This window comes from Paenibacillus sp. EKM211P (assembly GCF_011066175.1).
GTDB classification, from domain to species: Bacteria; Bacillota; Bacilli; order Paenibacillales; family Paenibacillaceae; genus Paenibacillus; species Paenibacillus polymyxa.
In genome coordinates this window covers 35,667-60,521 of record NZ_JAAMNS010000019.1, presented here as the reverse complement: position 1 = coordinate 60,521, position 24,855 = coordinate 35,667, and the positions used below count along the sequence as shown (strand labels likewise).

The 24,855-nt window shown below is 43.6% G+C and carries 23 protein-coding genes and 1 pseudogene; 15 read left to right on the top strand and 9 right to left on the bottom strand.

Features of this window, described 5'->3' with window-relative positions:
• Positions 1–37 precede the first annotated feature (37 nt).
• Entirely contained in the window at positions 38–1,033 is a 996-nt protein-coding gene (locus G9G57_RS22200; RefSeq protein ID WP_164965561.1) for a Gfo/Idh/MocA family protein, read from the bottom strand.
• Between the two features lies 1 nt (position 1,034).
• Positions 1,035–2,054: a Gfo/Idh/MocA family oxidoreductase gene (locus tag G9G57_RS22195; RefSeq protein WP_164965560.1), complete on the bottom strand. Its 1,020-nt coding sequence runs from the start codon at positions 2,052–2,054 to the stop codon at positions 1,035–1,037.
• A 174-nt stretch (positions 2,055–2,228) separates the two neighbouring features.
• Between G9G57_RS22195 and G9G57_RS22190 the strand changes: the two genes are divergently transcribed.
• Positions 2,229–3,095, top strand: a complete 867-nt coding sequence (locus G9G57_RS22190) for a MurR/RpiR family transcriptional regulator (RefSeq protein ID WP_164965559.1) — start codon at positions 2,229–2,231, stop codon at positions 3,093–3,095.
• A gap of 179 nt (positions 3,096–3,274) precedes the next feature.
• On the opposite strand, the gene G9G57_RS22185 is transcribed toward G9G57_RS22190, so the two are convergent.
• Positions 3,275–4,402, bottom strand: a complete 1,128-nt coding sequence (locus G9G57_RS22185; RefSeq protein WP_164965558.1) for an NAD(P)/FAD-dependent oxidoreductase — start codon at positions 4,400–4,402, stop codon at positions 3,275–3,277.
• Between the two features lie 150 nt (positions 4,403–4,552).
• On the opposite strand from G9G57_RS22185, the gene G9G57_RS22180 reads away from it, so the two are divergent.
• Genes G9G57_RS22180 through G9G57_RS22160 form a run of 5 tightly spaced genes read left to right on the top strand, consistent with a single transcriptional unit; the run spans position 4,553 to position 8,830 of the window.
• On the top strand, positions 4,553–5,260 hold the full coding sequence (locus tag G9G57_RS22180) for a lantibiotic protection ABC transporter ATP-binding protein (RefSeq protein ID WP_164965557.1): 708 nt from the start codon (positions 4,553–4,555) through the stop codon (positions 5,258–5,260).
• A gap of 1 nt (position 5,261) precedes the next feature.
• The gene (locus tag G9G57_RS22175) at positions 5,262–5,993 is read left to right on the top strand and encodes a lantibiotic immunity ABC transporter MutE/EpiE family permease subunit (RefSeq protein ID WP_044786016.1); all 732 of its coding nucleotides are present in this window, start codon (positions 5,262–5,264) and stop codon (positions 5,991–5,993) included.
• Between the two features lies 1 nt (position 5,994).
• Positions 5,995–6,753: a lantibiotic immunity ABC transporter MutG family permease subunit gene (locus G9G57_RS22170; protein ID WP_164965556.1), complete on the top strand. Its 759-nt coding sequence runs from the start codon at positions 5,995–5,997 to the stop codon at positions 6,751–6,753.
• 38 nt (positions 6,754–6,791) lie between these two features.
• The gene (locus G9G57_RS22165) at positions 6,792–7,451 is read left to right on the top strand and encodes a response regulator transcription factor (RefSeq protein ID WP_019687345.1); all 660 of its coding nucleotides are present in this window, start codon (positions 6,792–6,794) and stop codon (positions 7,449–7,451) included.
• On the top strand, positions 7,442–8,830 hold the full coding sequence (locus G9G57_RS22160) for a HAMP domain-containing sensor histidine kinase (protein ID WP_019687346.1): 1,389 nt from the start codon (positions 7,442–7,444) through the stop codon (positions 8,828–8,830). The genes G9G57_RS22165 and G9G57_RS22160 overlap by 10 nt, the downstream gene beginning before the upstream one ends.
• Positions 8,831–9,052: 222 nt before the next feature.
• On the opposite strand, the gene G9G57_RS22155 is transcribed toward G9G57_RS22160, so the two are convergent.
• Together G9G57_RS22155 and G9G57_RS22150 are read right to left on the bottom strand one after the other, a co-directional pair.
• Positions 9,053–10,390, bottom strand: a complete 1,338-nt coding sequence (locus tag G9G57_RS22155) for an MFS transporter (RefSeq protein ID WP_019687347.1) — start codon at positions 10,388–10,390, stop codon at positions 9,053–9,055.
• A 10-nt stretch (positions 10,391–10,400) separates the two neighbouring features.
• Positions 10,401–11,432: pseudogene (locus tag G9G57_RS22150) on the bottom strand (quercetin 2,3-dioxygenase).
• Positions 11,433–11,617: 185 nt separating this feature from the next.
• Here G9G57_RS22150 and G9G57_RS22145 point away from each other — a divergent pair.
• Complete coding sequence (locus G9G57_RS22145) at positions 11,618–12,499, top strand: helix-turn-helix domain-containing protein (protein ID WP_019687348.1); 882 nt, start codon at positions 11,618–11,620, stop codon at positions 12,497–12,499.
• Between the two features lie 110 nt (positions 12,500–12,609).
• Here the strand turns inward: G9G57_RS22145 and G9G57_RS22140 are convergent, their stop codons facing one another.
• Positions 12,610–14,649, bottom strand: coding sequence for a fibronectin type III domain-containing protein (locus G9G57_RS22140; protein ID WP_016820810.1), 2,040 nt, complete (start codon positions 14,647–14,649; stop codon positions 12,610–12,612).
• A 330-nt stretch (positions 14,650–14,979) separates the two neighbouring features.
• Here G9G57_RS22140 and G9G57_RS22135 point away from each other — a divergent pair, with 330 nt between their 5' ends.
• Positions 14,980–15,309, top strand: coding sequence for a DUF3817 domain-containing protein (locus G9G57_RS22135; protein ID WP_016820809.1), 330 nt, complete (start codon positions 14,980–14,982; stop codon positions 15,307–15,309).
• 125 nt (positions 15,310–15,434) lie between these two features.
• Here the strand turns inward: G9G57_RS22135 and G9G57_RS22130 are convergent, their stop codons facing one another.
• From G9G57_RS22130 to G9G57_RS22120, 3 genes are all read right to left on the bottom strand, one after another.
• On the bottom strand, positions 15,435–15,641 hold the full coding sequence (locus G9G57_RS22130) for a hypothetical protein (RefSeq protein WP_016820808.1): 207 nt from the start codon (positions 15,639–15,641) through the stop codon (positions 15,435–15,437).
• A 37-nt stretch (positions 15,642–15,678) separates the two neighbouring features.
• On the bottom strand, positions 15,679–15,930 hold the full coding sequence (locus tag G9G57_RS22125) for a YolD-like family protein (protein WP_025364962.1): 252 nt from the start codon (positions 15,928–15,930) through the stop codon (positions 15,679–15,681).
• A 195-nt stretch (positions 15,931–16,125) separates the two neighbouring features.
• Positions 16,126–16,695 carry a TetR/AcrR family transcriptional regulator gene (locus G9G57_RS22120; RefSeq protein WP_019687349.1) on the bottom strand — a complete coding sequence of 190 codons (570 nt, stop codon included), beginning with the start codon at positions 16,693–16,695 and terminating at the stop codon, positions 16,126–16,128.
• 137 nt (positions 16,696–16,832) lie between these two features.
• Here G9G57_RS22120 and G9G57_RS22115 point away from each other — a divergent pair, with 137 nt between their 5' ends.
• The 7 genes from G9G57_RS22115 to G9G57_RS22085 all read left to right on the top strand — a co-directional run bounded on the left by G9G57_RS22115 (position 16,833) and on the right by G9G57_RS22085 (position 24,789).
• A complete protein-coding gene (locus G9G57_RS22115) occupies positions 16,833–18,296 on the top strand; it encodes a DHA2 family efflux MFS transporter permease subunit (RefSeq protein ID WP_172494063.1) in 1,464 nt (487 codons plus the stop codon).
• A 204-nt stretch (positions 18,297–18,500) separates the two neighbouring features.
• The gene (gene nikA / locus G9G57_RS22110; RefSeq protein WP_019687351.1) at positions 18,501–20,036 is read left to right on the top strand and encodes a nickel ABC transporter substrate-binding protein; all 1,536 of its coding nucleotides are present in this window, start codon (positions 18,501–18,503) and stop codon (positions 20,034–20,036) included.
• Between the two features lies 1 nt (position 20,037).
• Complete coding sequence (nikB, locus tag G9G57_RS22105; RefSeq protein WP_019687352.1) at positions 20,038–20,982, top strand: nickel ABC transporter permease; 945 nt, start codon at positions 20,038–20,040, stop codon at positions 20,980–20,982.
• On the top strand, positions 20,979–21,833 hold the full coding sequence (nikC, locus tag G9G57_RS22100; RefSeq protein WP_019687353.1) for a nickel transporter permease: 855 nt from the start codon (positions 20,979–20,981) through the stop codon (positions 21,831–21,833). Before nikB ends, nikC begins: the two co-directional genes overlap by 4 nt.
• Positions 21,834–21,840: 7 nt before the next feature.
• Positions 21,841–22,677, top strand: coding sequence for an ATP-binding cassette domain-containing protein (locus tag G9G57_RS22095; protein WP_019687354.1), 837 nt, complete (start codon positions 21,841–21,843; stop codon positions 22,675–22,677).
• Positions 22,670–23,512 (top strand): ABC transporter ATP-binding protein, encoded by an 843-nt coding sequence (locus G9G57_RS22090; RefSeq protein ID WP_019687355.1) that lies wholly within the window; start codon positions 22,670–22,672, stop codon positions 23,510–23,512. Before G9G57_RS22095 ends, G9G57_RS22090 begins: the two co-directional genes overlap by 8 nt.
• Positions 23,479–24,789 carry an MATE family efflux transporter gene (locus tag G9G57_RS22085; RefSeq protein ID WP_164965555.1) on the top strand — a complete coding sequence of 437 codons (1,311 nt, stop codon included), beginning with the start codon at positions 23,479–23,481 and terminating at the stop codon, positions 24,787–24,789. Before G9G57_RS22090 ends, G9G57_RS22085 begins: the two co-directional genes overlap by 34 nt.
• Positions 24,790–24,855: the final 66 nt, after the last annotated feature.

Here is a 24,855-nt window from a genome sequence, read left to right as displayed (position 1 = left end):
CAAGCGAGTTGCTTCTTCAATTTTAGGTACAAGTATTTTAAAGATTATGTTTATCAGGACCAAACACAAGATTCGCCGACTGTTTGGCCTCCTCAATGACATTCATAACCTTTTCGCTATGTTCAAGCATATCCGAGACCTTTTCCAAATCGTTGTCACGGATGATACGGTCGAATTCAACGAATTCGTCATACATACGATGCGAATGATCCTTCAGATCCACACGGATGGGCGTTTCCTTATTAGGAGTGTATTCAAAATAATCGCATATATTAGCTGAACTCGCCATGTGTATATAGCCTTTATTGCCTTGAATGTTCACTGCATTGGGTGCCGTACTGTCTTTTGAACCTATGCAAACACACTTAAAATTGCCGTAATCAAGTAGCAGTATGCCTGAAGTATCAATTCCACGTTCCATGTTCGCCAAATATTCTACCTTCTTAGCGCTCCCGAAAAGGCCAACAACAAAATGAATATTGTATAAATTGATATCCATCAAGGCTCCGCCAGACATTTCTGGATTAAACGCAGGCTGGATTACTCCCGATTTAAAAGCCTCATACCGAGATGAATATTGAGAATAGTTGCATTCAACTATTTTAATCTCACCAAGCTTAGGCAGATACTCCTTCATGGAAAAATAATTTTTCAAATATTGATTCGTAATGGCTTCCACCAATACCAGTTTTCTTTGCTGAGCAATTTCTTTTAGCTCTAGAAATTCATGCAAATTGGATGTGAACGGCTTCTCACAAATGACATGTTTACCACTCAGTAATGCTTCTTTGGCATATGAATAATGAAGATGATTAGGCAACCCAATATAGACAGTATCAACGTCATTATTCATCAGCATTTTGCTGTAATCCGAATAAATCTGAGAGATTCCATATCTACGTTGCCAATCTAGTAATTTCTCCTCATGGCTAGGTCTAGAACAAATGGCCTTTAATAAGATAGTCGGGATTTCCTGAATAAAGCTCAATAGATCCCCTACAATCATTCCTGCTCCGACAATTCCCAATTTCATTCTAGTTACACTCCTCTATACCCTTCTCAAGTATTTCCATTGAAGTTATTGTTTCTTCATCTGTAATCGCTTTTTCTTTGCCGTGTATGATCGAATGATAGAGATCGTCATATACTCGGGCATAATTTCCTTTTTCAGAAACAACTTTTTCTTCATGATACTGACCATCATCATCAAGATACGTTAAAATACCATAATGCTCAGGCTGGTCGATGCCGAAATCGGCGTGTCCCTTAGGCAGATAGTATAATTTAAGATGCTCCTCCTGACGATCCTTTGTCTGCTTTATGAAAACACCTTTTTTGCCATATACTACAAAACTCGGCCGCTCTTTTAACCTAAAAAAGCTGGATTTGATGGATACCTTGAGTGAAGAATAATAAAAATCCAGATCAAAATAATCATTCATTCTTCCAGAACCGAGCAATTGGCGCACATCGTAATGGATCGTGTCAGGCTTCCCAAAATAGGAAAGAACCTGGTCAATGGTATGAGCGCCATGTCCATAAAGGTAACTGTTATACTTGGAAAAATGAGAGGTGGAGTTGGGGGTTTCAGGGCGATAATAATCGAAATGCATTTCCACCTCCAGCAAATCACCGAGTTTTCCTGATTCAATAACCTTCTTTGTAGTGAGGAAATCCGAATCGTAACGTCTATTCTGATAGCACTGTATAATCAGATTTTTCTCCTTGGCATATTGGAAGATGGACACAGCTTCTTCTTTCGTTAACATAAAGGGTTTCTCGACAAGTACATTCTTTCCGTGGTCGAGTGCCATTTTCGCATAAGTATAGTGGGATTCTACAGGTGTACAGACAACAATCAACTGAATTTCTTTATCGTTCATTAGAGAATCAAGATGATCTGTATACTGCACGCCAGGGATTTTCTCCCACTCCCCTTTATCTGGATTACGCGCGTAGATCGTCTTTACGTTCAAATGATCTCTGGTCAATGAAAAAGGAAGATGATACCGATTGGTAATTTTGCCATTCCCAATATAACCGATAGTAAGCATATTAATTCCCCCTAGGCTCTTTTTCATTTATTATAGTAGAAGAACGTCGATCGTAAAGAATTTGCCATCAAAATGGTACATTTAACCGAATATTTGTAAGCATGGCGGCTTGTTTTTAAACAAAATGTTTATTCTTTTGTAAAACGTTAGTTCAATTGAACCGGGGGGGACCTGTTGAAAATACTGATGCAATTATCTGAAATGCAAAACTTTACACCAAACGAAAAAAGCATTGCTTCCTATATTTTGGTCCACAAGGAAGCGATTCTGCACTTAAATATTCAGGAGCTTGCCAAAGCTACGTATACTTCGCATTCCGCCATTAATCGATTAATTCACAAACTTGGGCTATCCGGCTTCAAGGAGTTTATCATAAAACTCGCTCGGGAATTTCAGCAAGATACCCAGAATATATCCAATGTGGACCCTAACTATCCATTCGGGTTTGATGAAACCCCACTTCAAGTGGCGAAAGAAATTGCGGAATTAATGAAGGAAACGATTGAAAAAAACTTTACATTCATGGATGATAGCATGCTGTCACAAACGGCTCAGTTGCTGGATCAAGCGAACAGGATCTTTATATATGCGTTAGGCGATTCACAAATCCGAGCGAAAAGTTTTCAGAATAAATTAGTAAAAATCAACAAGTATGTGGTTATAGCCACGGAGCTATCTGAATGGGCTTACCATACGGCTAATCTAACTTCAGAAGATTGCGCTATTTTCTTAACTTACCACGGTAAGTCACCGATTTTTTTAAAAGCGGCACGACATTTTACGCGTGAGAATATCCCTTTTATCACCATTACAGCTACCAATCAAAGTGAGTTGGCCAAACGAAGTAGTATATGTATTCAGGTGCCTAATGACGAAGTAAAGCATGCTAAGATTGGTACATTTTCGTCGCAAATTGCCTTTGACTATGTATTAAACGTGATTTACTCCTGTATCTATAAAATCGACTACTTGAAAAATATGCAAACCCTAACACAATCGTTGGAGAATTCGCATCTCAATGACATGATGAATGACGTATAGAAAGATTAGCTTCTCTCTAACTTCAAAATAAGCGGCAACTTATAAGTATAGATGGTTGTTTTTCGGCAAATAAGGTCTAGTTAGTATTATGCTAACTAGACCTTTGTTTTTTATTGCTTGCTAAGAATCTGCCATACTGGCGACTTCTTATGCTTTTCAACTATTGTCCACATTGAAGGTCAATTTTCATCAATAGCGTTTCGAATATCGTAATCATCAATGTTAATATCCAGGACCATTCCAAGTGCTAACTTTGCCAGTTGATCTCCAATGAAGGGAGCCATGGTCAGCCCGGATGCTCCAAGCCCATTGGCAGCGATAAGGCCGTTCCAGCCAGGGACAGCTCCAAGCACCGGTAGAAAACCGGGGGTAAAAGGACGAAAACCGACTCTTACTTCCTGAAAAGTGCTATTTGCTAAACCAGGTGCTAATTCTAAACCTTTATTTAGGATTTCCTGCATCCCGCCTGCTGTTACTCTTGTATCGTAGCCTTCGATTTCATTCTCGTGAGTTGCCCCAATTACGATCTTCTGTTGATCAAACGCCAACAAGTATTGATCAGTAGGCGGCATGATTACAGGCCAGGTGCCGGTATCTTGTTTGACAGGAACCTGCAAGTGCATAATCTGTGCCTTTTGAAAACTAACCTTAAAGCGAATGCCCAACGGCAGCATCAGTTGATTGGCCCATGCACCTGCACAAACAATAACTTCGTCAGATGAGAAACTGTTTGCACCGACCGCTACTCCGGTTACATGGTCGGAATCGTATTGAAGCACAGCATCCCCATGGATAAGGGTTGCCCCATTTCTTTGGGCTGATCGGATCAATGCATCACGCAGCGCTCGACCATCTATACGAGCGGCACCGCTAATATGAACAGAATGATAGTGATCTACTAACAAAGGAAAACGTTCATGGGTTTCCTTTTGATTTAGTTGCTTAATTTCGCCGATTTCTGGTGCATCTGTATGTCGTAAGTGTGCCCGTTCCTGCATTTTTTTAATTTTCTCCGAATCATCATGAATACTGAGAGCCCCGACTTGAGCATAGCCAGTTTCTGTTTCTCCCTCGCTTTTGAGTTCTTCAATCAACCTAGGGTAAAAACGTGCGCCTGCTTTGGCTAGCTGGTACCAAGCCTGATTGCGTCGCTGTGATAGCCAGGGACAGATAATGCCAGCAGCTGCATCTGTCGCCTGTCCTTTATCTTTGCGGTCTACAAGAATGACATCAGCGCCCATTTTTGCTAACTGGTATGCTGTCGATGCCCCCAGAATTCCTGCTCCGATTACGATAACTTTCTTCATGAATACATCCCTTTCCTAAATCACTGTATCCATTATAGCGAATACTGCATGAATGCATAAAGTTTGAAACATTAATATTTCAATCCTTATAAAGTTCTTAGAATTGATCTGTAAAGTAATTGTCAGAACGAATGAAAAGGATGAACTGATATGGATAACATTATTTTACAGACTAAAAATCTCTGCAAAACCTTTGGACGACAGCAGGCAGTGAACAACGTCGCGTTGTCTATTCAGGAGAATTCCGTGTATGGATTGCTCGGGCCAAATGGGGCAGGAAAATCAACTACCTTAAAAATGCTAACCGGTATGCTACGCCCGACAGCCGGTGAAATTTTATTTCAAGGAAAATCCTGGTCCCGTAAAGATCTCGCTCAGATCGGCGCACTGATCGAATCTCCTCCACTCTATGAGAATTTGACAGCTAGAGAGAACCTGAAGGTTCGCACAACGTTGCTTGGACTACCTGATTCGCGGATTGATGAAGTGCTGAGCATTGTTGATTTGACCCATACCGGGAAAAAGCGCTCCGGCCAGTTCTCGATGGGTATGAAACAGCGGCTGGGCATTGCGATTGCTCTCCTCAATCATCCCAAGCTATTGATCCTAGATGAGCCAACCAATGGACTAGACCCCATTGGTATTCAGGAACAACGTGAGCTGATTCGCTCCTTCCCGAAGCAAGGAATTACCGTAATTCTTTCCAGTCATATCCTATCCGAAGTCGAACAAATCGTTGACCATGTTGGGATCATTGCTGGCGGCGTATTAGCTTATCAAGAGGCGGTCACTTCAGGACAAAACCTGGAATCGTTGTTCATGCAGATTGCACAGGAATACCGAAAGGGAGGTGAGTAGCATGCAGCAAAACATAGCAGCCGAACATTTAAAATTAAAGCGCACCTTCACGAAAAAGCTAGTCTGGCTGGCTCCCATCGTTACTCTTCTTCTATGTACCGGGCTCATGGGAGGACATATGTTCCAAAGCGCCAGCTACAACTGGTGGTATATCATGCTGCTGCCAGGTGCTCTCACCTTAATGTGCTCAGGAGTCATCCAAAAGGATGGCAAGAAGCTGAAATACCGTGCTATCCTCGGCATGTCTGTGGATTTGGCCCAGGTATGGTACGGGAAAATCGGGGTTTGCGTAAGGCTCTTAATGGTTTCATCTATTATCCTATTTGTAGGAATAACTCTTGGCGGATTCGTATTCTCATCTTCCGTGACACTAGCAGGAAGCGTCGCTGCAACTCTGATACTTTTTGTTACCTTTTTGTGGCAAATTCCACTTTGCCTGTTCTTAACGGACCGAATAGGCATGTTTGCCACTCTAATCATCAACATGCTGGGCAATGTAGCCTGCACCATCTTGTTCGCAACGTCTTCTATATGGTGGGCGGTACCCTATGCTATTCCAGCGCGATTGATGTGCGCCGTTATTCAAGTGCTGCCTAATGGGCTTGCTGTTCCTTCAGAAGATCCACTTTTGGATAGAGGCGTAATTGTGCCCGGCCTAGTGATCACCGTTGGTCTATTCATGATTCTGTCCGTCCTGACGGCCATGTCTTTCCGCAAGCGGGAGGCTAAGTAAGATGATATCTTTCTTCCGCAATCTGAAATCTGATGTGCTTAAACTTAGAAGGCAGCCCTTATTGCTGGTGCAGCTGCTTGTGCCACTCCTAGGCATAGCAATCTTTCTAGCCTATTATTCCTTCACTCCGTACTCACCAATTTCGAAGGTAGACGGCTATTTGCAGGTCCTAGCTGTGGCTCTTCCTACCATGATTGGTATTGTATGCTCCATTGCTGTTGAGCAGGAGTCAGTCGCTGGAAATTTCCAACACCTCTTGACCTCGCCGGTGAAGCTGCTACCTTTTTTGAGCAAGCTTAGCCTGCTTCTGTGCTTGGGATTTGGTAGTGTGCTGCTTGCCTCAGGCGGCTTTGGAGCTTGTTATATATATCTGATGAAAGAGTCCCCGTATGGCTTGATGTTTTATGTGTTGGCTGCCTGCATTCTGTTTATGTCCAGTGTATTCCTTTATCTTCTGCATTTTTTCATTAGCTTGAGATTCGGCAAAGGAGCTTCTATCGGTCTGGGCATCATGGAGAGTCTATTGTCTGCTTTGCTCCTTACAGGGCTGGGTGATCATAATTGGATATTCATCCCCCCTGCTTGGGCGGCCCGGTTCATCACCATCTGGGTGCAATACGGTGTAAGCCCAGCAGATTCTATCCCTGAAACTATACAGCTTGATTGGGGAATTAGATATTGCGTAGTAGGGACCTTCGTCATCATGGTATTATTAGGGTTATGGATTTGTCGTTGGGAAGGACAAAACTCATCGGAGTAAAGATTAGAGTAAAGAAAGCAAAGGGAAGTGAATTAAGCATGGCAAACTTGTTGGCCGTTGATGATGAACCTGCCGTTTTGGCACTCCTTCAAAATATTTTGCAAAAAGATGGCCATGTTGTCACGGTGGTCTCCGCCTCCCCACAGGTTCTCACCATGCAGCTTGGAGCCTTTGACCTCATCCTACTTGACGTAATGATGCCAAGCATGGACGGATTCACCCTCTGTCGGGAAATTCGCAGTAAAGTGGACTGTCCGATACTGTTCCTCACGGCAAAATCCATGGAGAACGATGTGATGTTGGGCCTTGGGGAAGGGGCTGACGATTATATTGTCAAGCCGTTTGGGGCTGGAGAGTTGCGCGCTCGAATCAACGCCCATCTCAGACGGGAGCATCGTGAACGACGAAATGTATTCTGCATCGGGGAAGTTCATTTTAATCTGTCTGGTAAGGAAATCACCGTTCAGAATGTTGTAATCCCGTTTACCAAAAGTGAATATGAAATATGTAAGTTTTTAGCTCTAAATTGGGGCCAGGTGTTCTCTAAAGAGCAGATTTATGAAGCCGTCTTTGGGTTTGATGGGGACAGCGATTCCGCTACCATTGTGGAGCATATCAAAAATATCCGGGCCAAGCTTGGCAAAGTAGAGGTTTCGCCAGTGGAGACAGTTTGGGGGATCGGGTACCGATGGAAGTAGCCAAAGTACAGCAAGCACGCAAGATAACCAAACTGCGAACCATTTTCCTGGGCTATTTAGTTATGTTCTGTATCGGGACAATTGCGCTCGCGCTGTTCCTGGTCCTCATCTTCTATGTCCTGATGTCTTGTGGAACCATTCTTCCCGCGAACTATGCTGAAAATCAAGTATGGGAGGATAAGGCAATCATTGAAGCTGGCAAGACCCTACAGCCGGATTCTCGGCAGAAACTATATAGATATGCGTTATTCACTTCGAAAGGCCGCCACATTGAGGGAAATCTTCCTGAAAAGCAGGCTCAAGCCGCTTGGAGTGTTACGCAGCAGAGCAATACTGCCTATCAATTTCCCTATAACTATGTAAAAGTTTCACATAATAATAAAGTTACTGTGATGCGCTACTCTGTCTCGGCACAGTTTGAACATCCTATTCTACGTCAATATCTGCCGAACGCGGAATTGTCCTTTTTTGCCGTGTTTTGTATCGCCTTCCTGGGGGGAGGAGCCCTACTCGCTTCCTCCTTCGGACGAAAGCTGACGCGCAAAATGAGTGGATTGCAGCAGGCTACAAAGCAAATTCAGGCACAGGACCTGGACTTCTCAATTCAGCTCAGTGGTGTGATGGAAATCGACCAAGTGCTCCATTCTATGGATAAAATGAAAGAAACGTTAAAGACTTCGCTTCAGAAACAATGGAATCTCGAAAAATCTCGTCGCGAGCAAATATCCGCCCTTGCACACGATGTCAAAACACCGCTCACTATCGTTCGCGGAAACGTAGAGCTGCTGTCCGAAACCGATCAATCGGAAGAGCAAAAGAACTATACCGATTATATAGCGGAGAGCACCAGGCAAATGGAGCAGTATATCAAAACTCTTATTGAAATTTCAAAAGCAGAAACAGTAGCCACCCTGCAGGCGGAAACGATAGATACGGACTACTATTTAACGAAGGTGAAAGATCAGGTAAAGGCCTTGGCTGCTGTCAAAAAAACATCCGTCGCATTTGCTGCATACAACCTCCCTAAGACGTTGTATGCAGACCCCGTTCTGCTTGAGCGAGCCATCATGAATGTTGCCTCTAATGCGGTAGATCAAGCACCAGAAAATAGCGAAATCCGGCTGACTGTAGAGTCTGTGGAAGAATGTATGCGGTTCAGCATCGTAGACGAAGGCCCGGGCTTCTCTCCTGAGGGCCTCAAACAAGCAGCGGAGCAATTTTATATGGGTGATTCGTCCAGAAGATTAAGTGGACATTACGGTATGGGCCTATATATAACAAAATCCATTGTGAACCTACATGGCGGACAGTTGATCATCGCCAACTCTACCCAGACAGGCGGCGGACAAGTAAGCATTGAGATACCATCGGTGCATTGATGACCTAATGTTAAAACCACCAAAATAAGTATTAGCTATTAGGTTGGTTTGATTTCATAAGGTCCCCCCTCTTCCTCGTTTGTTATTGAAACGATATAAAACGCTACTGACCTTCGAAGGTCAGTAGCGTTTTATCATTTTGCCATCGGAATGAAAACACTCCTGGCGCAGGCTATAGCGATTATTATAAGGAACGTGGTTATTTGATTACTGTATGTGTTGCTAAACGAATGTTGCTTTTTTACGGAAAACTGTAAAATAAAATATAGCAAATCCTATTATCCATATGCCCATAATCCAAAAAATAGAGCTGAACACACTTTGACTTTGTGCTTCTTGATCAAGTACGGATCCTAGAATAGACGTTCCGATAGCCCCCGCCATAAAGCTTCCCATCATATAGATACCCATACCAACTCCGGTTTGCTTACCGCTTAATGTTCGAGAAATGGTGTTTGCCATTGTAATCTGAGCGAACGTTAACCCAGTATTCGCTAGAATTAAAATGATCGCAATAACTGCTGGGGCCGCCTCTGTAAAAATACCTAATATAAGATATGCTATCACTTGGAATAGGAAAGCCAACGAGAATACAAAGCGGTTGCCCTTTGCATCCGCGATTTTCCCACCTACCAGCCCAAGCAATGCAGCAATCAAAGCACCGGGAAACATTACGAGTCCTGTATTTACAGAAGATAAGTGATGTATTGAGCTTAGCACCTGCGGTATCAAATACGGAACACATAAATTAAGGGTAAGAACCATACAAGCGATAATCAATCCTATCGTATATCTTGTATTTTTAAAGAGTGTCGGTTCAATAAAGGGTTCATCTGTTTTGTTAATACGAATAATGAACAATACGAATATGAGGATCGTAGCCGCGAAATAGCTCCAGCTGTGACCAGTAATGGAGAGCAGCAGCAGCGTAATGGAAGCGGCAAGCAAAATACCTCCTATGAGATCAGCTTTTCCTTTTGAAGGTGCTTCATTGATTAAATACCTTCTGAAAAAAGGAATGGTAACAATTATTAAAAATGAGATTAAAAATAGGTAACGCCAGCTTGCGAATCCAATAACAAAACCAGCAATAATTGGACCTATTGCCGTCCCTAAAGCCATTCCGGCAGAAGTAATCCCCAAAGCCTTGCCACGATTTGCAATAGATATATAGCGAATCGGGATCAACATGGATGAGGCCGGAACAACAGATGCTCCAATGGATTGGAAAATTCTGCTTACAATAACCATCCAATAATTAGAAGAAAAGAAGCCGAATATAGATCCTAGCGCAAAGCAACATAATCCAAAGGTAATTAGGTTCTTCAACCTAAACATGTCCGCCAATTTTCCGTAAGCCACTGATCCAATAGCATAAATAATGATATATGCTGTTACAACCCAGCTTACTTGGGAAGAGGATAATTGAAATTCTTCGCGTAGTGAAGGTAGTGCGACATTAAACATGGTAGAATTCATCACTGAAATCACCATTGCAAATGCAAGTATCCAGATAATAGCATAGGACTCAGATTGTTTGGTGCGATTGTTAACTGACACTGCGTCCTCCCTACTTCCGATCGAGCGGAGATTTAGCCACCACGTTCAGATCAAGTTCGTCGATAATAGCCATTACACGATCCATACGGAGCGGGCCTGGTTCTGTTGGAAAGGTGTATGTTTCGTGCGGTTCACCCAATGCCCGGAAGAAAGGTTCGAACAATCCAGACACCAACATACCTACGACTTTCGTATAATGAGAGTCCAGTCTATACGAATGAAGTGTTCCTGCAGGTACATGAAGAAAATCTCCAGGGAATAGTTTTACTTCTTCTCCGTTTGCCCACATCGTCATTTGTCCCTGCACACAGAAGAAAGTTTCTGTATGGTGGTTATGAAAATGTTCAACAATGGGGTCTCCTTTCGGGCCATCAGAAGCTACAAAAATGTATTCCCCGTTCGTATTTTCTTGAGTAGCTAGAATCCTGTGAAGCTGGTCTCCAGTGAGCAACCGGTCTCCCTCTCCATTTTCCAGAACATAAGGAGCTACGCTTCTTGGATTATGGCTTTCTTCAGACGAGTTATACTCCCCCCATCGAACAGCATCTTGAAGGAATACAATGTCTGCTCTATTGGAAGCTTCCGTCAATTGATTCTCAGAATACGAATTCATCGCTGTGGTTGGATGTTCAAAGTAAGGATACGGCTCTCCTAAAAGCTCATATATTGCCGTGAGATTACCTTTAATCGAATAGGAAGCAAAGCGATTTCGATGCCCAGCCATTCGATACGCATGTGCGATTCCAGGAGGGATATGAACATAGTCTCCGGCAGTCAACAAATAGTTCACTCAATCGAGCATAAATTCAATTTTACCTTCCATTACATAGATAGATTCAAAAGCATCTTTATGTCTGTGTAGCGGAAAGGTCTCTCCTTTCCCACCTGAAATCGTCGTTAATTCGAGTACATCCCCAGTGCTTTTAAAATCGGCAATAACAGTAGCTACCTGTTGACCAAATACATACCTTCTTCCATCCCCGCTACGCAGCAAATATGGCTTTTTTTCTTCTGGAAGCTCTGTAGTTAAACTAACACTCATCATGTTATCCTCCTTTGTATTTATATTTAAAATTTTAATAGTTTCGATTTTTCACTTAAATGGTCATGAGCGACAGCTTATGGGCAATTACGACCTGTATCAATTGAATACATCTTAAAAATTGATATAATAAAATTTATGACTAAAAAATGGTGTGCTTTCTACCAACAAAGGAGGGGATCGCATTGGTTAGCGAAGAGGCATATTATCTAGACCATAATTTCACAAATGGGACTCCAATTTCTCTTTGTCCTATTCAAATAGAGGGAAATATTCAAAAACACGCTCATGATTTTTACGAAATATCTTATATCAAGGAAGGTAACGGCACACTAAAATTTTCTACACAAACGTTGCCCGTCTCCAAGGGAGATATTATTTTTATCCCTTATGGAAAAGAACATCTCTTTGTTCAGAGTAATACAACAGATCATACACCGCTTGAGGTTATGAACTGTCTTTTTGACAAGCAAATACTAACATTGCCCGGAGAGCCTGCTGATAGCCAAATTCAAGAGGATTTCTATCGTTTGGCCCTTCTTTTTCGGGAATGTACTGACTATATTCAAGTTCGAGAAAATGCAAAAGAATTTGCTAAAATTATGTACACTATTGAAATGGAGCAAAAATGTAAATCCACCGGATTTAGATATAAACTTTATTTATACTTAATCGATTTATTAGAACATATCAGCCATGCCATGCAACAAATAGCTCATGTTTCCAGGCCAATCATAACCGATCCCATTCAATATGCGATTGATGATATAACCAGAAATTATAAAAATCCGTTGTCCGTTGACCAAATTTGCAAACAATTCTTAATTAGCTCACGGCAATTTCAACGCAAATTTAAACAAGCCAGCGGAATGACCTACACCAAAATGCTGCAGGATATTCGTATTCACGAGAGTTGTAGCTTACTATTAGATACTCATTGGAGCGTTCAAACGATCGCACTTGAAGTCGGTATTCATGATATGAAATATTTCTATCGAATCTTCAAGGAACGATGTGGATTAACCCCTCATGAATTTCGCTTTCATGCCTGTTCGAATATTCAGTAATGCGTAGATCTTATGGGCGTCTAAAAGCTCCCTTTTTCGCATGTTCATATACATTTCCTAACAAAAAGAGTTCTAAAGTTTTTACTTTAGAACTCTTTTTTCAGAAGTATTTATTTGGTAATCGTAATTTGTTTGGATGCAGTATTATAGTTTACCTGATAACCCGAAAGCTCGCTGATGACTCGTAATGGAACCAGCGTGTAGCCGTTAACAATAACTGGAGCAGTGATGCTCGTCGAATAATTTCGGGAGTTGTTTAACTCATATACAGCAAGTGTGGAATTCTTGACTTGAAGTACTATTTGTTTGCCGTCTGTAGGACGATTCAGAATGATCTTTTTGGTGCCTTTTTCATAATTTACATCGTAACCCACCCGTTCACTGATAAATCGTAACGGGACCATCGTTACGCCATTTATGATTTTCGGCGCCTGAGCTATCGTTGTAGCCCGACCATCCACATAAGCTGTTTTAGCTCCTGGTGTTAGGGTGAACGACGTTGAATAGGAAGCAACCGCACTGTTCGTGTAATTCGTCGTAGTACCGGAAGTGGTGGTAGTAGAGCTTGTCCCGGACGATGAACTGCCGGTGCCTAATGCTCTATTGCGAATAGCCTCCAATCGATCCAGCAGATCGCTTTTACGTGTACCGGTTGGCAGATCACTAATCGCATCTCTGGCAGAACGCCAGTCGGACGCATTTAGACTGTTCTCCGCAATCCGCATTAAATCTCTCGCTTTCTCATAGTTCGATGAACTAGAGGACGAAGAGTAGTAACCATCCGAATTCGTGCGTTCGGATATCTTTACACCACTAGATTCCCTACCACTACTATTTACGGTTATGACCTTAATCTCATACCAGCGTCCCTCTCGTAAATCCGTAATTTTATAGGATTCTGAGCTTGTAGTTCCCTTATAATCGCCATCAACATATATTTTCACCTTCTCTGCTCTGCTCGGCATGTCATAGGTGATTTTGATCCAGGTGTCGCTTTTGCTATCGACTTCAAGATTGGACACTTCTGACGAATTGGAGGACGTACTGTCCGTTGTGGCAGTCAGTTTCACACCGGAAGACAACGCACCTGTGCTTCGCTTGGATTTTATCGTGAATGTGTATGTCTGGCTTGCCGAAAGATTGTTAAATGTATAGGATGATCCTGTTGAATCCGTTACCAGCTGGCCATCCTTATACAGGCTGACTGTACTAATTCCGCTAGGTCTTGTCCAGGAAACAGTAACGCTATAGTTATTAACTGATGTCACTGAAGCACCTGTCACTTCGGGCACAATATCGGTAGAGACTGAAGACGTTGTAACGGGAATACTAACTCCCTGAGATAAGTTTCCGGATTTGTCTATCGTTTTGACCGTTACATTGTAGGCTGTAGCAGCATTCAAGACATTAAACGTGTAAGACGTGCCTGTGGTTCTCTGAATTTCTGTACCATTTAAATAGATAATCGCTTGGCTTAAGTCAGTATCCTTAGGCAATATGTAATTGATGGTAAATCCATTATAACCTACATTCGTCGCTGTCAGCCCGCTTACTTCTCCTGGGGGTGTCTTATCTACAGGACCATCAACGGAAGCTGTTTTAGCCTGAATTGTTGTACCGAGAGATTCATTTCCACTCTTATTCACCGTTTTCACGCGAAAGGTATATGTCGTGTTCGGCTGTAAACCGCTCATCATATAAGAGTTACTTCGAATGTTATCTACATATACATCGTTAGTGACATTAACCACTTTTACATGGTCAAAATTGATGTCCGACGGATTGATCCAAGACAAATTTACTTTTGTTGTTTCTGTAGGAACCGCAGTAAGACTGCTTACATCTGCTGGCGCAATATTCGAAGTAACCAGCTGGCTCGACATTACTTTTATCATTTGGTTAAGAGTGGTCTTCTGACCAGTTAACGAAGTCAATTTCGCGCCAGAAGTGATCGGTATATGGCGTCCTTGAAGAGTCGCTAATTTGGTATGTGATTGTGCACTATTCAAACCTGTCAGATTTGAGTTATGCCTTTCAGTCGGCAACGCGCTAGCCACTGCATCGGGTCCCAAAATGCCATATCCCGTATTCAAAATCAGTGTGGCCGTTGCGAACGGAGCCATCCATTGACGCAGACGTTTTTTATTCATATGCTATGCTCTCCTTGATACCAGTATGGAAATTTTATTTGTCAAAACGAATAAGTAAACGCACAAACCCTTCTGCTGCAATCCAGCTTTTAAAATATATACCATAACGTACAGACGTTCATTTAACTGTTATCGGAATTTCCATACCAAATGTTTAGACCTCATTTTTTTCTTACGTTAATCTAAACAACCCGGACGTTGTGACCCGAGTATCAAAGTAAATATTAAGAGTTAGCTGTAAATTTTCGATATATCGTAACTTTCTACCGTTTAATAACATTGCATTATAGGATATATTAAATTTTAAGTAACAGAAAAAGGAGGTCTATTATGTTCAAAAATGCTTTTAAAACGTTTGGTGCCATTGGTAATATTGAAGCGATTTCTTATTTGCTGCTTGTATGTATTGCCATGCCACTTAAATACGCAGCTGGAATGCCGCAAATGGTAAGCTGGGTGGGAATGATCCATGGGGTACTGTTTGTGGCTTATGTGGTTGCCACGTTAGTCATGTTGATATTGCGTAAAATTACGCTGCTGCAAGGGCTTGCAGCCTTGATTGCCTCGCTGTTGCCGTTCGGCCCCTTCATTTTCGATCGTAAGGTGCTTAAGAAAGCCGCAGCCCGCACTAATCATGCCAGCCCGATCAAAGCTACATAAACCTATACCAGGCCTAGGTCAACGCAGCCATGCGGTGTTCTCTTTACCACTTATATAGCAGAATATAAAAAACAACCGATGGCTGTAAACCACTCGGTTGTTTTTTTATTCATGAATAATAATTATTAGTTCCTGGCATTTTCCAAAAATTCATAATAGCCATCATTTGACGGATCATCCTGGTTATTACGTTTGAGATATCCTGCTATAGCTAGATAAGCAAAAAGTCCGAACATAGCAGCAGAAACAACTATATATACTTTAAAACCGAAAATCATTGAAAAGATGATCATAAAAATACCGATTGTAAGGGAGACGCCTAACTTTGACATTCTTTCATCCCTTTCTGTTATATTTATGTAATCACAACTAATCTCTCGGGTAATTTACACTCATGATATCCATAAAAGGAACTTTATCCGTTTCTCCATTACTCTCTACATGAACCTTGCCTGTTCTCGGGTCCATTTTAACGATTTGTCCGCGGGTTGCTTCTTCGCGTCCCCATACAGTCAATACAACTTCGGATTGCTCTTGTTGTGCTTCTACAAGCTGATTCCCGATTTCCTCCAGTACAAATTCATCCCGAGTAGGCCGTTTGGGTACCTTCGCTTTTGCCACTTGCATCACTCTTCCTTTCGCGCAAAATCAAATTCATTCCATTTTACCATACTTTTCATCATTTGGTGCTGGTAATGTGAGTAAAATTACATCCCAGGATGCACCAAAAAGCCGAGTTCTCAAAAATGAAAACATCGACTCTCTAAAGTCGCTTGTTGGAGCTCATTAGGGGCGCTTGAAAACCGACCAGCTAAGTCATTTGACCAATTGTGGAATGTAATCCACGATGTTATAAATTGGAGCACTGCTCTGTTGCGTAACGGCCAAAATTAATGCACCTTCGAGCATTGAAATGATCAGTACCGCCAGGCTGTGTGCCTTTTCCTCATCCAAGCCCGATTCCTGAAGACGCTCCATATAAATGCGCTGCCAATCTGTAAACGTATTCACACAAGCATGACGTAGCGATTCGCTGATACAGGAAGTTTCCGCAGCAGCCCAGAAGCCAATCGGCATGAAGCTGTCAAAGCCGAGACGGTCTGCCTCCTCAGCTGTATGACGAATAAAATCCTGAATGGCTACTACAGGATTTTCGTTTCCGCTCAGTGCCTGTTTTAATTTTTGCTTAATAAACTCATTCCCTCTTCTTATGCACTCCAAAGCCAACTCTTCTTTACCATGTGGAAAATAATAATAAAGTGATCCCTTCGGCGATCCACTCTCGGCAAGAATCTGATTCAGTCCGGTCGCATGATACCCCTGGTGAAAAAAGAGTCTCGACGCCGTTTGTACGATATTCTCATATGATTCGGGTTTAGCAGTCATATACAGCATCCTTCATTATATAATATTTGAAACTTTTACTTTGACAAAAAAATAATAGCATGTTTATTATATATAGACCGATCGTTATAATTCAATACCCATTAATTTATTGGAGGAACAAAAACAACATGAGTACAATGAGTCAAACAAGTTCACCCTCTGAACCCAAGACGTTCAAGGTGCTACCTATTATGATTGCCCTGCTCCTTAGTGGCTTTATTGGAATGTTCAGTGAAACGGCACTTAACATTGCGTTGAATGATTTGATGCAGATTTTGCATATTACAACAGCAACAGCCCAATGGCTGACTACCGCTTATCTGCTGACACTCGGTATTTTGGTGCCTGTATCGGGATTGCTGCTTCAAACCTTTACTACAAGACAGCTGTTTGTGGCATCGTTGCTGTTCTCAATAGCTGGTTGTCTCGTTGCGGCGCTTGCCCCTACCTTTTCAGTGTTATTGATCGCACGCATTTTGCAGGCCATTGGTACAGCACTGTTATTGCCGTTAATGTTTAACACCATCTTAATTATCTTCCCTGCTGAAAAAAGAGGCGCGGCTATGGGAATTATCGGATTGGTTATTATGTTTGCACCTGCGGTAGGGCCTACTATTGCAGGGCTGGTGCTACAAAATTTATCTTGGCACTGGATCTTCTGGATCTCTCTTCCGTTCCTGGTACTCTCGCTGATCTGCGGTATTTTGTTTATGCAGAATGTCTCAGAACCGACCAAGCCCAAGATTGATCTTTTATCTATTATCCTATCTTCCATTGGTTTCGGCGGTGTCGTGTTTGGTTTCAGTAAATCCGGAGAAGGTGGCGAAGGCTGGACCAGCTTGGTTGTTTTGCTTCCTGTGATTGTCGGTGTGGTATCGTTGATTTTGTTCTCTGTACGACAGTTGAAAATGAAGGCACCTATGCTGAATTTGCGTGTATTTAAATTTCCAATGTTTGTGATCGGCGTTATCATGGTGTTCTTATGTATGATGACGATCCTTTCTACGATGCTGATTCTTCCACTGTTCTTGCAAAAAGGGCTGGCCTTGTCCGCTTTAACAGCAGGTTTGGTGCTTCTGCCCGGTGGGATTATCAACGGTCTCTTGTCGCCTATTATGGGCTCCTTATTCGATAAATTCGGTCCCAAATGGCTTGTGATTCCAGGACTTGTAATCGTGGCTGCTGTGTTGTTTTTCCTGTCAGGCATTACAACGACATCCACGCTCGTACTCATTATTGTGCTGCATAGCTGCTTGATGATCGGCATTTCTATGATTATGATGCCAGCCCAAACTAACGGTCTAAACCAGCTCCCTATGGATCTATACCCAGACGGAACGGCTATTATGAGTACGCTCCAGCAAGTCGCTGGTGCAATCGGTACTGCCGTAGCGGTAAGTATTCTCTCCAAAGGCATGGACAGCTATTTGAGCCAATCCAGCATGCCTCAATCCGTAAATGAAATGGCTAATGCCATGGTAATCGGATCTCAGAATTCATTTTTCTTTGCAATGGTCATCAGCGTGATCGGTCTGATCCTTGCGTTTTTCATTCGCAGAGTTCATGTTGAACATGGCACTGCTAAAGCACCCATGCACTAATTAACCATTATTTTTATTCCAAATATAATACCTGAATAAATTTAAAGGCTGCTAACCATCTCATTTATGGTTAAGCAGCCTTTTTTTACGAATCTAGATAGGTATTCATATAATTACATATTTACAAATCCTCCTCATTTGGTTACGATATGACTCACGGAGTAAAGCGTAAAAATTACGATTACTATTAAGGAGGACTCCCTGTTGTTTAAACGTTCATATTTCAAACTATGTATCCCTGCGGTAATGGCGGTGATGATGACAGCCTGTGCTTCATCTCCATCCACTACATCCACATCCTCTACGGCACCACAAGATAAGAGTGTCACCTTATTGTTCAACGTGCAAAGCCCTTCTATTGATCCTCATACAGATATTAATTACACAGCCGTTCGTGCTGGAGTAAATGAAACACTGATCAAAGTGAATAAGGATCTCAAGCTGGAAGCTTGGCTTGCAGAGAAATGGGATAGTAAGGACGGGCGACACTGGACCTTTAGCATCCGACCAGGCGTGAAATTCCATAGCGGTAAAGCCGTAGATGCCGCAGCTGTCAAAGCCTCTCTGGAAAGAGCGCTAAAGCTCAATCCATCGGTCAAAAATGCACTACATATCCGTGATATTCATGCAGAAGGGAAGACCTTGAGCATTACGACGGACAAGCCCTTCCCGGAATTTGTATCTGAGCTGGTTCATCCGAATACCGCAATTATGGACACCACAGCCACAGGTGACTTCCCATCGGGAACGGGGCCGTTCCAGGTTGCCAGTTTCCGTGCCGGAAGTGAACTGAATCTGGAGCGCAACGAGCACTATTGGAACGGTGAAGTAAAGTTGAAACATGCCAAGTTCATGTTTAACGAAGACGCCAATGCACGTCAGCTTGCTTTTCAAGCTAAAACAGCCGATATTGTGTATCGTCCGCCTATTGAAAGTCTGGAGCTCTTGAAAGCTGATTCTACCGTTAAGATTGACTCTCTTCCCAGCCTACGGACGCACCAACTTATTTACAATATGAACAATCATGATCTAAAAAAAACAGCTGTGCGCAAAGCATTTGATCATCTGATCAACCGAGATGAGATTGCGAGCGGTATCATGTCTGGTCAGGGAACCCCTGCGCAAGGTCCGTTCTTGCCGGATTTTCCTTTTTCACCGGAATATATTACGAAAAAGTTTGATTTGAATGCGGCGCGAGAAGGCTTCAAAGAGGCTGGATATACAGTGCAGAACGGCAAAATTACGAATCCTGATGGCTCCCCCCTTCATTTTACATTGTTAACCTACCAGTCGAGAGCAGAGCTTCCACTCATTTCACAGCTAATTCAGGCTAACGCTAAGGAGCTTGGCATTACGATTGATATCCGTCAGGTTGATAATATTGATGAATATCTGGCCGCTCATCAGGATTGGGATTTGGCGACTTACAGTAACATTACAGCCCCGCGCGGCGATGCAAGCTACTTCCTGAATGCGGCCTATATGCCGGAGGGAGCATTGAATTACGGTCGTGTGCATATACCAGAACTCGAGCGTATGATTACACAACTGAACACAACTGTGAATGAGGAGCAGCGCAACAAGCTGGCGCTGAAGGCTGTCACGCTGATTGACCAAGAAAATCTGCAATCCTTTCTAGTTCATCCAAACAACGTAGTGGCCTATCGTAATTACGTACATAACTGGGTAACCAGCCAAAGTGAATACTATCTGCTGACCCAGGACTTGGATGTGAACTAGCATGTTTCAATCCATTGCCAAAAAGTTTCTGACGTTTATGTTGTTTTTTCTTATTCTTTCCTTTGTGAGCTTCTGTCTGCTTAAGCTTGTTCCGGGCGATCCCGTTCGGAGTATTCTTCGAGTAGATGATGTAGCTGTATCCAATCAGCAAATTGCAGATATGCGTAGCCAATTGGGGCTGGATCAGCCATTGCCTGTGCAATATGGTAAGTGGCTGGTTCAGTTGCTCCAGTTGGATTTTGGACAATCTTATTTAACCCATCGTCCAGTCTTGACAGAGTTTATAGAAAAGCTGCCTTATACACTCCTCCTGACTGGAGGCTCCTTGTTCATTATGCTGCTGATAGCTCTCCCGTTGGGCACATTGTCTGCGCTGTACCGTAACCACTGGATTGACAGTGCCAGTCGTGTGTTTGCCTTAATTGGCTCCTCGATTCCCAGCTTTTGGTTAGGTCTTTTGTTTATCGAATGGTTTGCGGTTAAATTGCGTATTTTGCCGTCTATGGGAGACGGAACTATTTTCCACTTAGTCCTCCCTTCCCTTACCCTCGGATTGGCAATGGCGGCTGTTTATGTACGAATGATTCGCGCAAGTCTGATTGAAAGCTCGGGGCAGGATTTTATCAAAGCAGCTCAAGCCCGTGGAATCAGTCCGGTTCGCATTTTTTTCAGACACATGTTCCGTCACAGCTTAGTTCCACTTATTACGGTATTCAGCGAGAGCATTGGCAGCCTATTAGGAGGTACGGTGGTGATCGAAGTGCTATTCGCCTATCCGGGGCTTGGCAAATGGATTGTGGATGCAATTGCCGCGAGAGACTACCCCATTATACAGGGCTATACAATCTTTATGGCCGTATTCATTATATGTCTCAATATCTTGGTAGAGCTGTCCTACCGTTGGGTCAATCCTGAAATTGCTTTGAAGGAGAAACGTTTATCATGATAAAATCCGTACATGCGGAAAACAGGCAGTTCACCAGGGCACGATTGTCCAAAGCATGGATCGGATCACTCTCCATCCTGTTTATTCTTACAGCCATTACAGTCATACCCTTCTTAGCTCCGCAAGATCCGTATCATATCCAAATGGGAAGTCGACTTCAACCGATCAGCGCAATGCACTGGCTGGGAACCGATCATTTGGGTAGAGATGTGCTGTCGAGAGTCATAGCAGGACTACGGACGACAGTCGGAACCAGTTTGTTGATTTTGATCGTTTCGCTGGTTGTCGGGGTTCCCTTCGGTCTGCTGTCAGGATTTATTGGAGGCTGGATGGATCGTGTATTCCAACGTGTGGTCGATGCCTTCATGACTTTGCCTGATTATATTTTTGCCATTGTACTAAGCGGCCTGCTCGGACCAGGCTTAGGGAATCTCATATTCGCGGTCTCTGCAGTAAAATGGGTTGGTTATGCCCGCCTGGTGCGCAGTACCGTTCTGGCTGAAAAGCAAAAGGATTACATTTCGCTATCGATACTTGCGGGTACCTCCTCCCTGCGAATTGTCATGCGGCATATTCTGCCCCATGCCATTGGGAATGTACTGGTACTGGCTACGCTGGATATCGGCAAAATCATCTTAATGATCGCCTCTCTATCTTTTTTGGGCTTAGGTCCTCAGCCGCCCATTCCCGAATGGGGAACGATGTTGAATGAAGGGCGTGCATATTTTCAAATGGCACCCCATTTAATGCTGGGTCCCGGCATAGCTGTCGTACTCACCGTGCTACTGGCGAACGTGTTTGGAGACAAGCTACGCGACCGATATGATGTTAGAACCCGGTCAGAGGAGTGAACTATACATGCTGACTATTGAAGGCTTAACGATTCGGACAAAAGCAAAAACGATTGTAGAACAACTGGAACTTGCCATTCATCCGGGAGAATGGTGTGCTCTGGCAGGCGAAAGCGGCAGCGGTAAAAGCATGACTGCGTTCGCTATTGGCGGTCTCCTCCCCGCTTCTGTTAGCGCTGAAGGAATCATCATGTGGAATGACGAGAATTTGCTTGCCCTACCTGTTAAACAAAGACGTTCCTTGCTTGGCAGTGAAATATCTTACATTTTTCAAGATTATCACGGGGCTTTTACACCTTTTTTACGTGTGGGCAGCCAACTCGACGAGCTGATGTGTGCTCACGGCAAGCAAGACCGTAAAGCGCGTAAGCAGCGCTGTATCGAGGTGCTGGAGCACGTACAGCTTCCCGCCGAACGTGTGTACCGCAGCTATCCATTCGAGCTCAGCGGCGGTCAATTGCAGCGAGCGGCTATTGCAGCTGCACTGCTTCTAAAACCAAAGTTGCTTATTGCCGACGAGCCCACAACTGCGCTGGATACGCTCACTGCACACCGAGTACTCCAGCTCATTGATCAAATCCGGATGGAAACGGGAATTTCCGTCTTGTGGATTACTCACGATCTACGGCATGTACGGAAGTATGCGGATCGAATTGCAGTAATGCGTACAGGTGTTTTGGTTGAAGCTGGCCAAACGCAAGCGGTGCTAGACCATCCAGTCCATCCCTATACGCGTCGCTTGCTGGCGGCTATTCCGCCGCTGTCTCCAGGCGCTCCTTCGCGTTTGCCATGCAATAGCACTGATGAACAGCTTGCACCGGAAAGGAGCACAATACATGAATAATCAAGCCGCCTGCGCTCAGTGGCAAGACAGCTCTAATCCTGTTGTTACCGTCTCCGGTTTGACGAAGGCTTACACTGGGGGCAAAACTGTGCTGCACGATGTTGCTCTATCGATCTTGCCCGGAGAATGTCTGGGTGTTGTCGGAGAAAGCGGCAGTGGGAAAAGCACACTCGCTCGCTGTATTTTAACATTAGACCCGTTTGATCAAGGTGAGCTTAGACTGGATGGACAGTCCATTCGAGGATTAAAGCGAAGTGAATTAAAACGGATTCGCAGCAGACTGGGGGCGGTATTTCAACATCCATCCGCAGCTTTGAACCCCAGACTAACCATTCTGCAATCACTGCTGGAGCCATTGGATCAGCTCAAGTGCTATGTTCCTTCCTTTATGGCGGGTATGCCCTCCGGACGTCGGAATATAGCAGAACAACTGTTAGGTATGGTAAAGCTTCCGGCCAGCTATCTGGATAAGTTCCCACATCAGCTCAGTGGTGGGGAAAAGCAGCGTGTAACCATTGCACGTGCCATTAGCACAGAACCGGATTTTATCGTATTGGACGAACCGACTGCAAGTTTGGATGTGACCACACAAGCCACGGTTTTGAATCTGCTTAAGGATTTGCAGGATGAGTTGCGACTGGCTTATCTGTTTATCTCGCATGATCTGGCGGCTGCGCACTTTATGAGTGATCGAATTATGGTTATGAAAGATGGCCGTGTGCTTGAGCATTTTTCCAAGGAATCATTATTTCATTCGGATCGGCATCCCTATACACAATCGTTACTGGAGGTTTTTTCAACATGCTGCCTTCCCACCGAGCCTATCTTGCTTTAGCAATCCCTTTAATTATTTCGACGATTACAACCCCGCTACTCGGTGCGGTGGATACAGCAGTAATCGGTCATTTAAGCCACTCTGCCTATTTAGGCGGCGTGGCAGTCGGTACTCTTATTTTCAATACTTTATATTGGCTGTTTGGCTTTCTGCGAGTCAGTACGTCAGCTTTCACAGCACAAGCCGCAGGGGCACAAAATAACGATCAAGGCATAGCTGCTCTCATGCGCCCACTTGCCATAGCTCTACTCATTAGTGCAGTATTTATTGTATTGCAAAAGCCCATTTTGCTAGCTTCTCTCCAGCTCATCCATCCAGCTCAGGATGTGGCAGAGCAAGCAGCAATTTATTTTAACATCCGTATTTGGGGAGCACCCCTTACATTAGTGAACTATGTGCTGCTCGGATGGCTGATGGGATTGTCCCGCGTGAAAGCTACACTATTTTTACAAATATCCATGAATGTGATTAATATGCTATTAGCTATTGTATTTACACAGATCATGCATTGGAATGTCGCTGGGGTTGCAAGCGCTACTCTGATTGCAGAAGCTCTTGCATGTGTATTGGGTCTTGTACTGGTGTTCCGTTCACCGATTTGGAGAGAATGGAAGCGCAGCGGACAGAGGAATTGGCGAGAATGGTTCGGTGCCTCAGAGTTAAAAAGTGTCATGGCGACGAACCTTGATCTCATGATTCGTACTGCCTGCCTGTTGACGATGTTTAATCTGTTTACGGCGCGCAGTGCGAGCTTTGGAACCGATCAGTTGGCGGCAAATGCTATTTTGTTGCAGATCCATTACATTATGGCTTACTTTTTTGACGGGTTCGCCAACGCCAGTAGCATCATGACGGGTCAGGCTCGTGGTGCCGGGGATCGTAAAATGCTGCAGAGAGTTATTCATTTGTCCTGGTTTTGGACACTGGTTACCAGTGTAGTGACGGGAGGATTGTATCTTGCACTGAAAGATCCGCTGATCTCGCTATTTACGGGGAATGCTACAGTGATTAGCCTGACAGCTCCTTACAATGGGTGGCTGGTGGTCTTTGCCCTAGCAGCCGGGCTGGGACTGGTATTCTACGGTGTGTTTACAGGGATGACGGTAACGTATCCGATCCGTAATTCGATGCTGATTTCACTGGTCTGCTTTTTGATTGCTCTCTTCTGGTGCGTTCCTCATTATGGGAATCATGGACTTTGGTTATCCTTTATCATCTTTGCCCTGGGACGGTCACTGTTTCTGGTGGTCTACTTACCTCGGTTGAAGAGGATTTAGTAGCCCCTGCTTTACATCGCTCTCAAAAACAAAGGATGTCCCCTCCACCATATATGTGGTGTGGGG

Bases quoted from the DNA above. Each gene is read 5' to 3' on its own strand.
- G9G57_RS22135 (WP_016820809.1), top strand. From the start codon at position 14,980: ATGTTCAAAAATGCTTTTAAAACGTTTGGTGCCATTGGTAATATTGAA.
- G9G57_RS22170 (WP_164965556.1), top strand. From the start codon at position 5,995: ATGATATCTTTCTTCCGCAATCTGAAATCTGATGTGCTTAAACTTAGA.
- G9G57_RS22120 (WP_019687349.1), bottom strand. From the start codon at position 16,695: ATGACTGCTAAACCCGAATCATATGAGAATATCGTACAAACGGCGTCG.
- G9G57_RS22185 (WP_164965558.1), bottom strand. From the start codon at position 4,402: ATGAAGAAAGTTATCGTAATCGGAGCAGGAATTCTGGGGGCATCGACA.
- G9G57_RS22090 (WP_019687355.1), top strand. From the start codon at position 22,670: ATGAATAATCAAGCCGCCTGCGCTCAGTGGCAAGACAGCTCTAATCCT.
- G9G57_RS22085 (WP_164965555.1), top strand. From the start codon at position 23,479: ATGCTGCCTTCCCACCGAGCCTATCTTGCTTTAGCAATCCCTTTAATT.
- G9G57_RS22095 (WP_019687354.1), top strand. From the start codon at position 21,841: ATGCTGACTATTGAAGGCTTAACGATTCGGACAAAAGCAAAAACGATT.
- G9G57_RS22175 (WP_044786016.1), top strand. From the start codon at position 5,262: ATGCAGCAAAACATAGCAGCCGAACATTTAAAATTAAAGCGCACCTTC.
- G9G57_RS22195 (WP_164965560.1), bottom strand. From the start codon at position 2,054: ATGCTTACTATCGGTTATATTGGGAATGGCAAAATTACCAATCGGTAT.
- G9G57_RS22160 (WP_019687346.1), top strand. From the start codon at position 7,442: ATGGAAGTAGCCAAAGTACAGCAAGCACGCAAGATAACCAAACTGCGA.
- G9G57_RS22115 (WP_172494063.1), top strand. From the start codon at position 16,833: ATGAGTCAAACAAGTTCACCCTCTGAACCCAAGACGTTCAAGGTGCTA.
- G9G57_RS22165 (WP_019687345.1), top strand. From the start codon at position 6,792: ATGGCAAACTTGTTGGCCGTTGATGATGAACCTGCCGTTTTGGCACTC.
- G9G57_RS22140 (WP_016820810.1), bottom strand. From the start codon at position 14,649: ATGAATAAAAAACGTCTGCGTCAATGGATGGCTCCGTTCGCAACGGCC.
- nikC (WP_019687353.1), top strand. From the start codon at position 20,979: ATGATAAAATCCGTACATGCGGAAAACAGGCAGTTCACCAGGGCACGA.
- G9G57_RS22200 (WP_164965561.1), bottom strand. From the start codon at position 1,033: ATGAAATTGGGAATTGTCGGAGCAGGAATGATTGTAGGGGATCTATTG.
- nikB (WP_019687352.1), top strand. From the start codon at position 20,038: ATGTTTCAATCCATTGCCAAAAAGTTTCTGACGTTTATGTTGTTTTTT.
- G9G57_RS22130 (WP_016820808.1), bottom strand. From the start codon at position 15,641: ATGTCAAAGTTAGGCGTCTCCCTTACAATCGGTATTTTTATGATCATC.
- G9G57_RS22180 (WP_164965557.1), top strand. From the start codon at position 4,553: ATGGATAACATTATTTTACAGACTAAAAATCTCTGCAAAACCTTTGGA.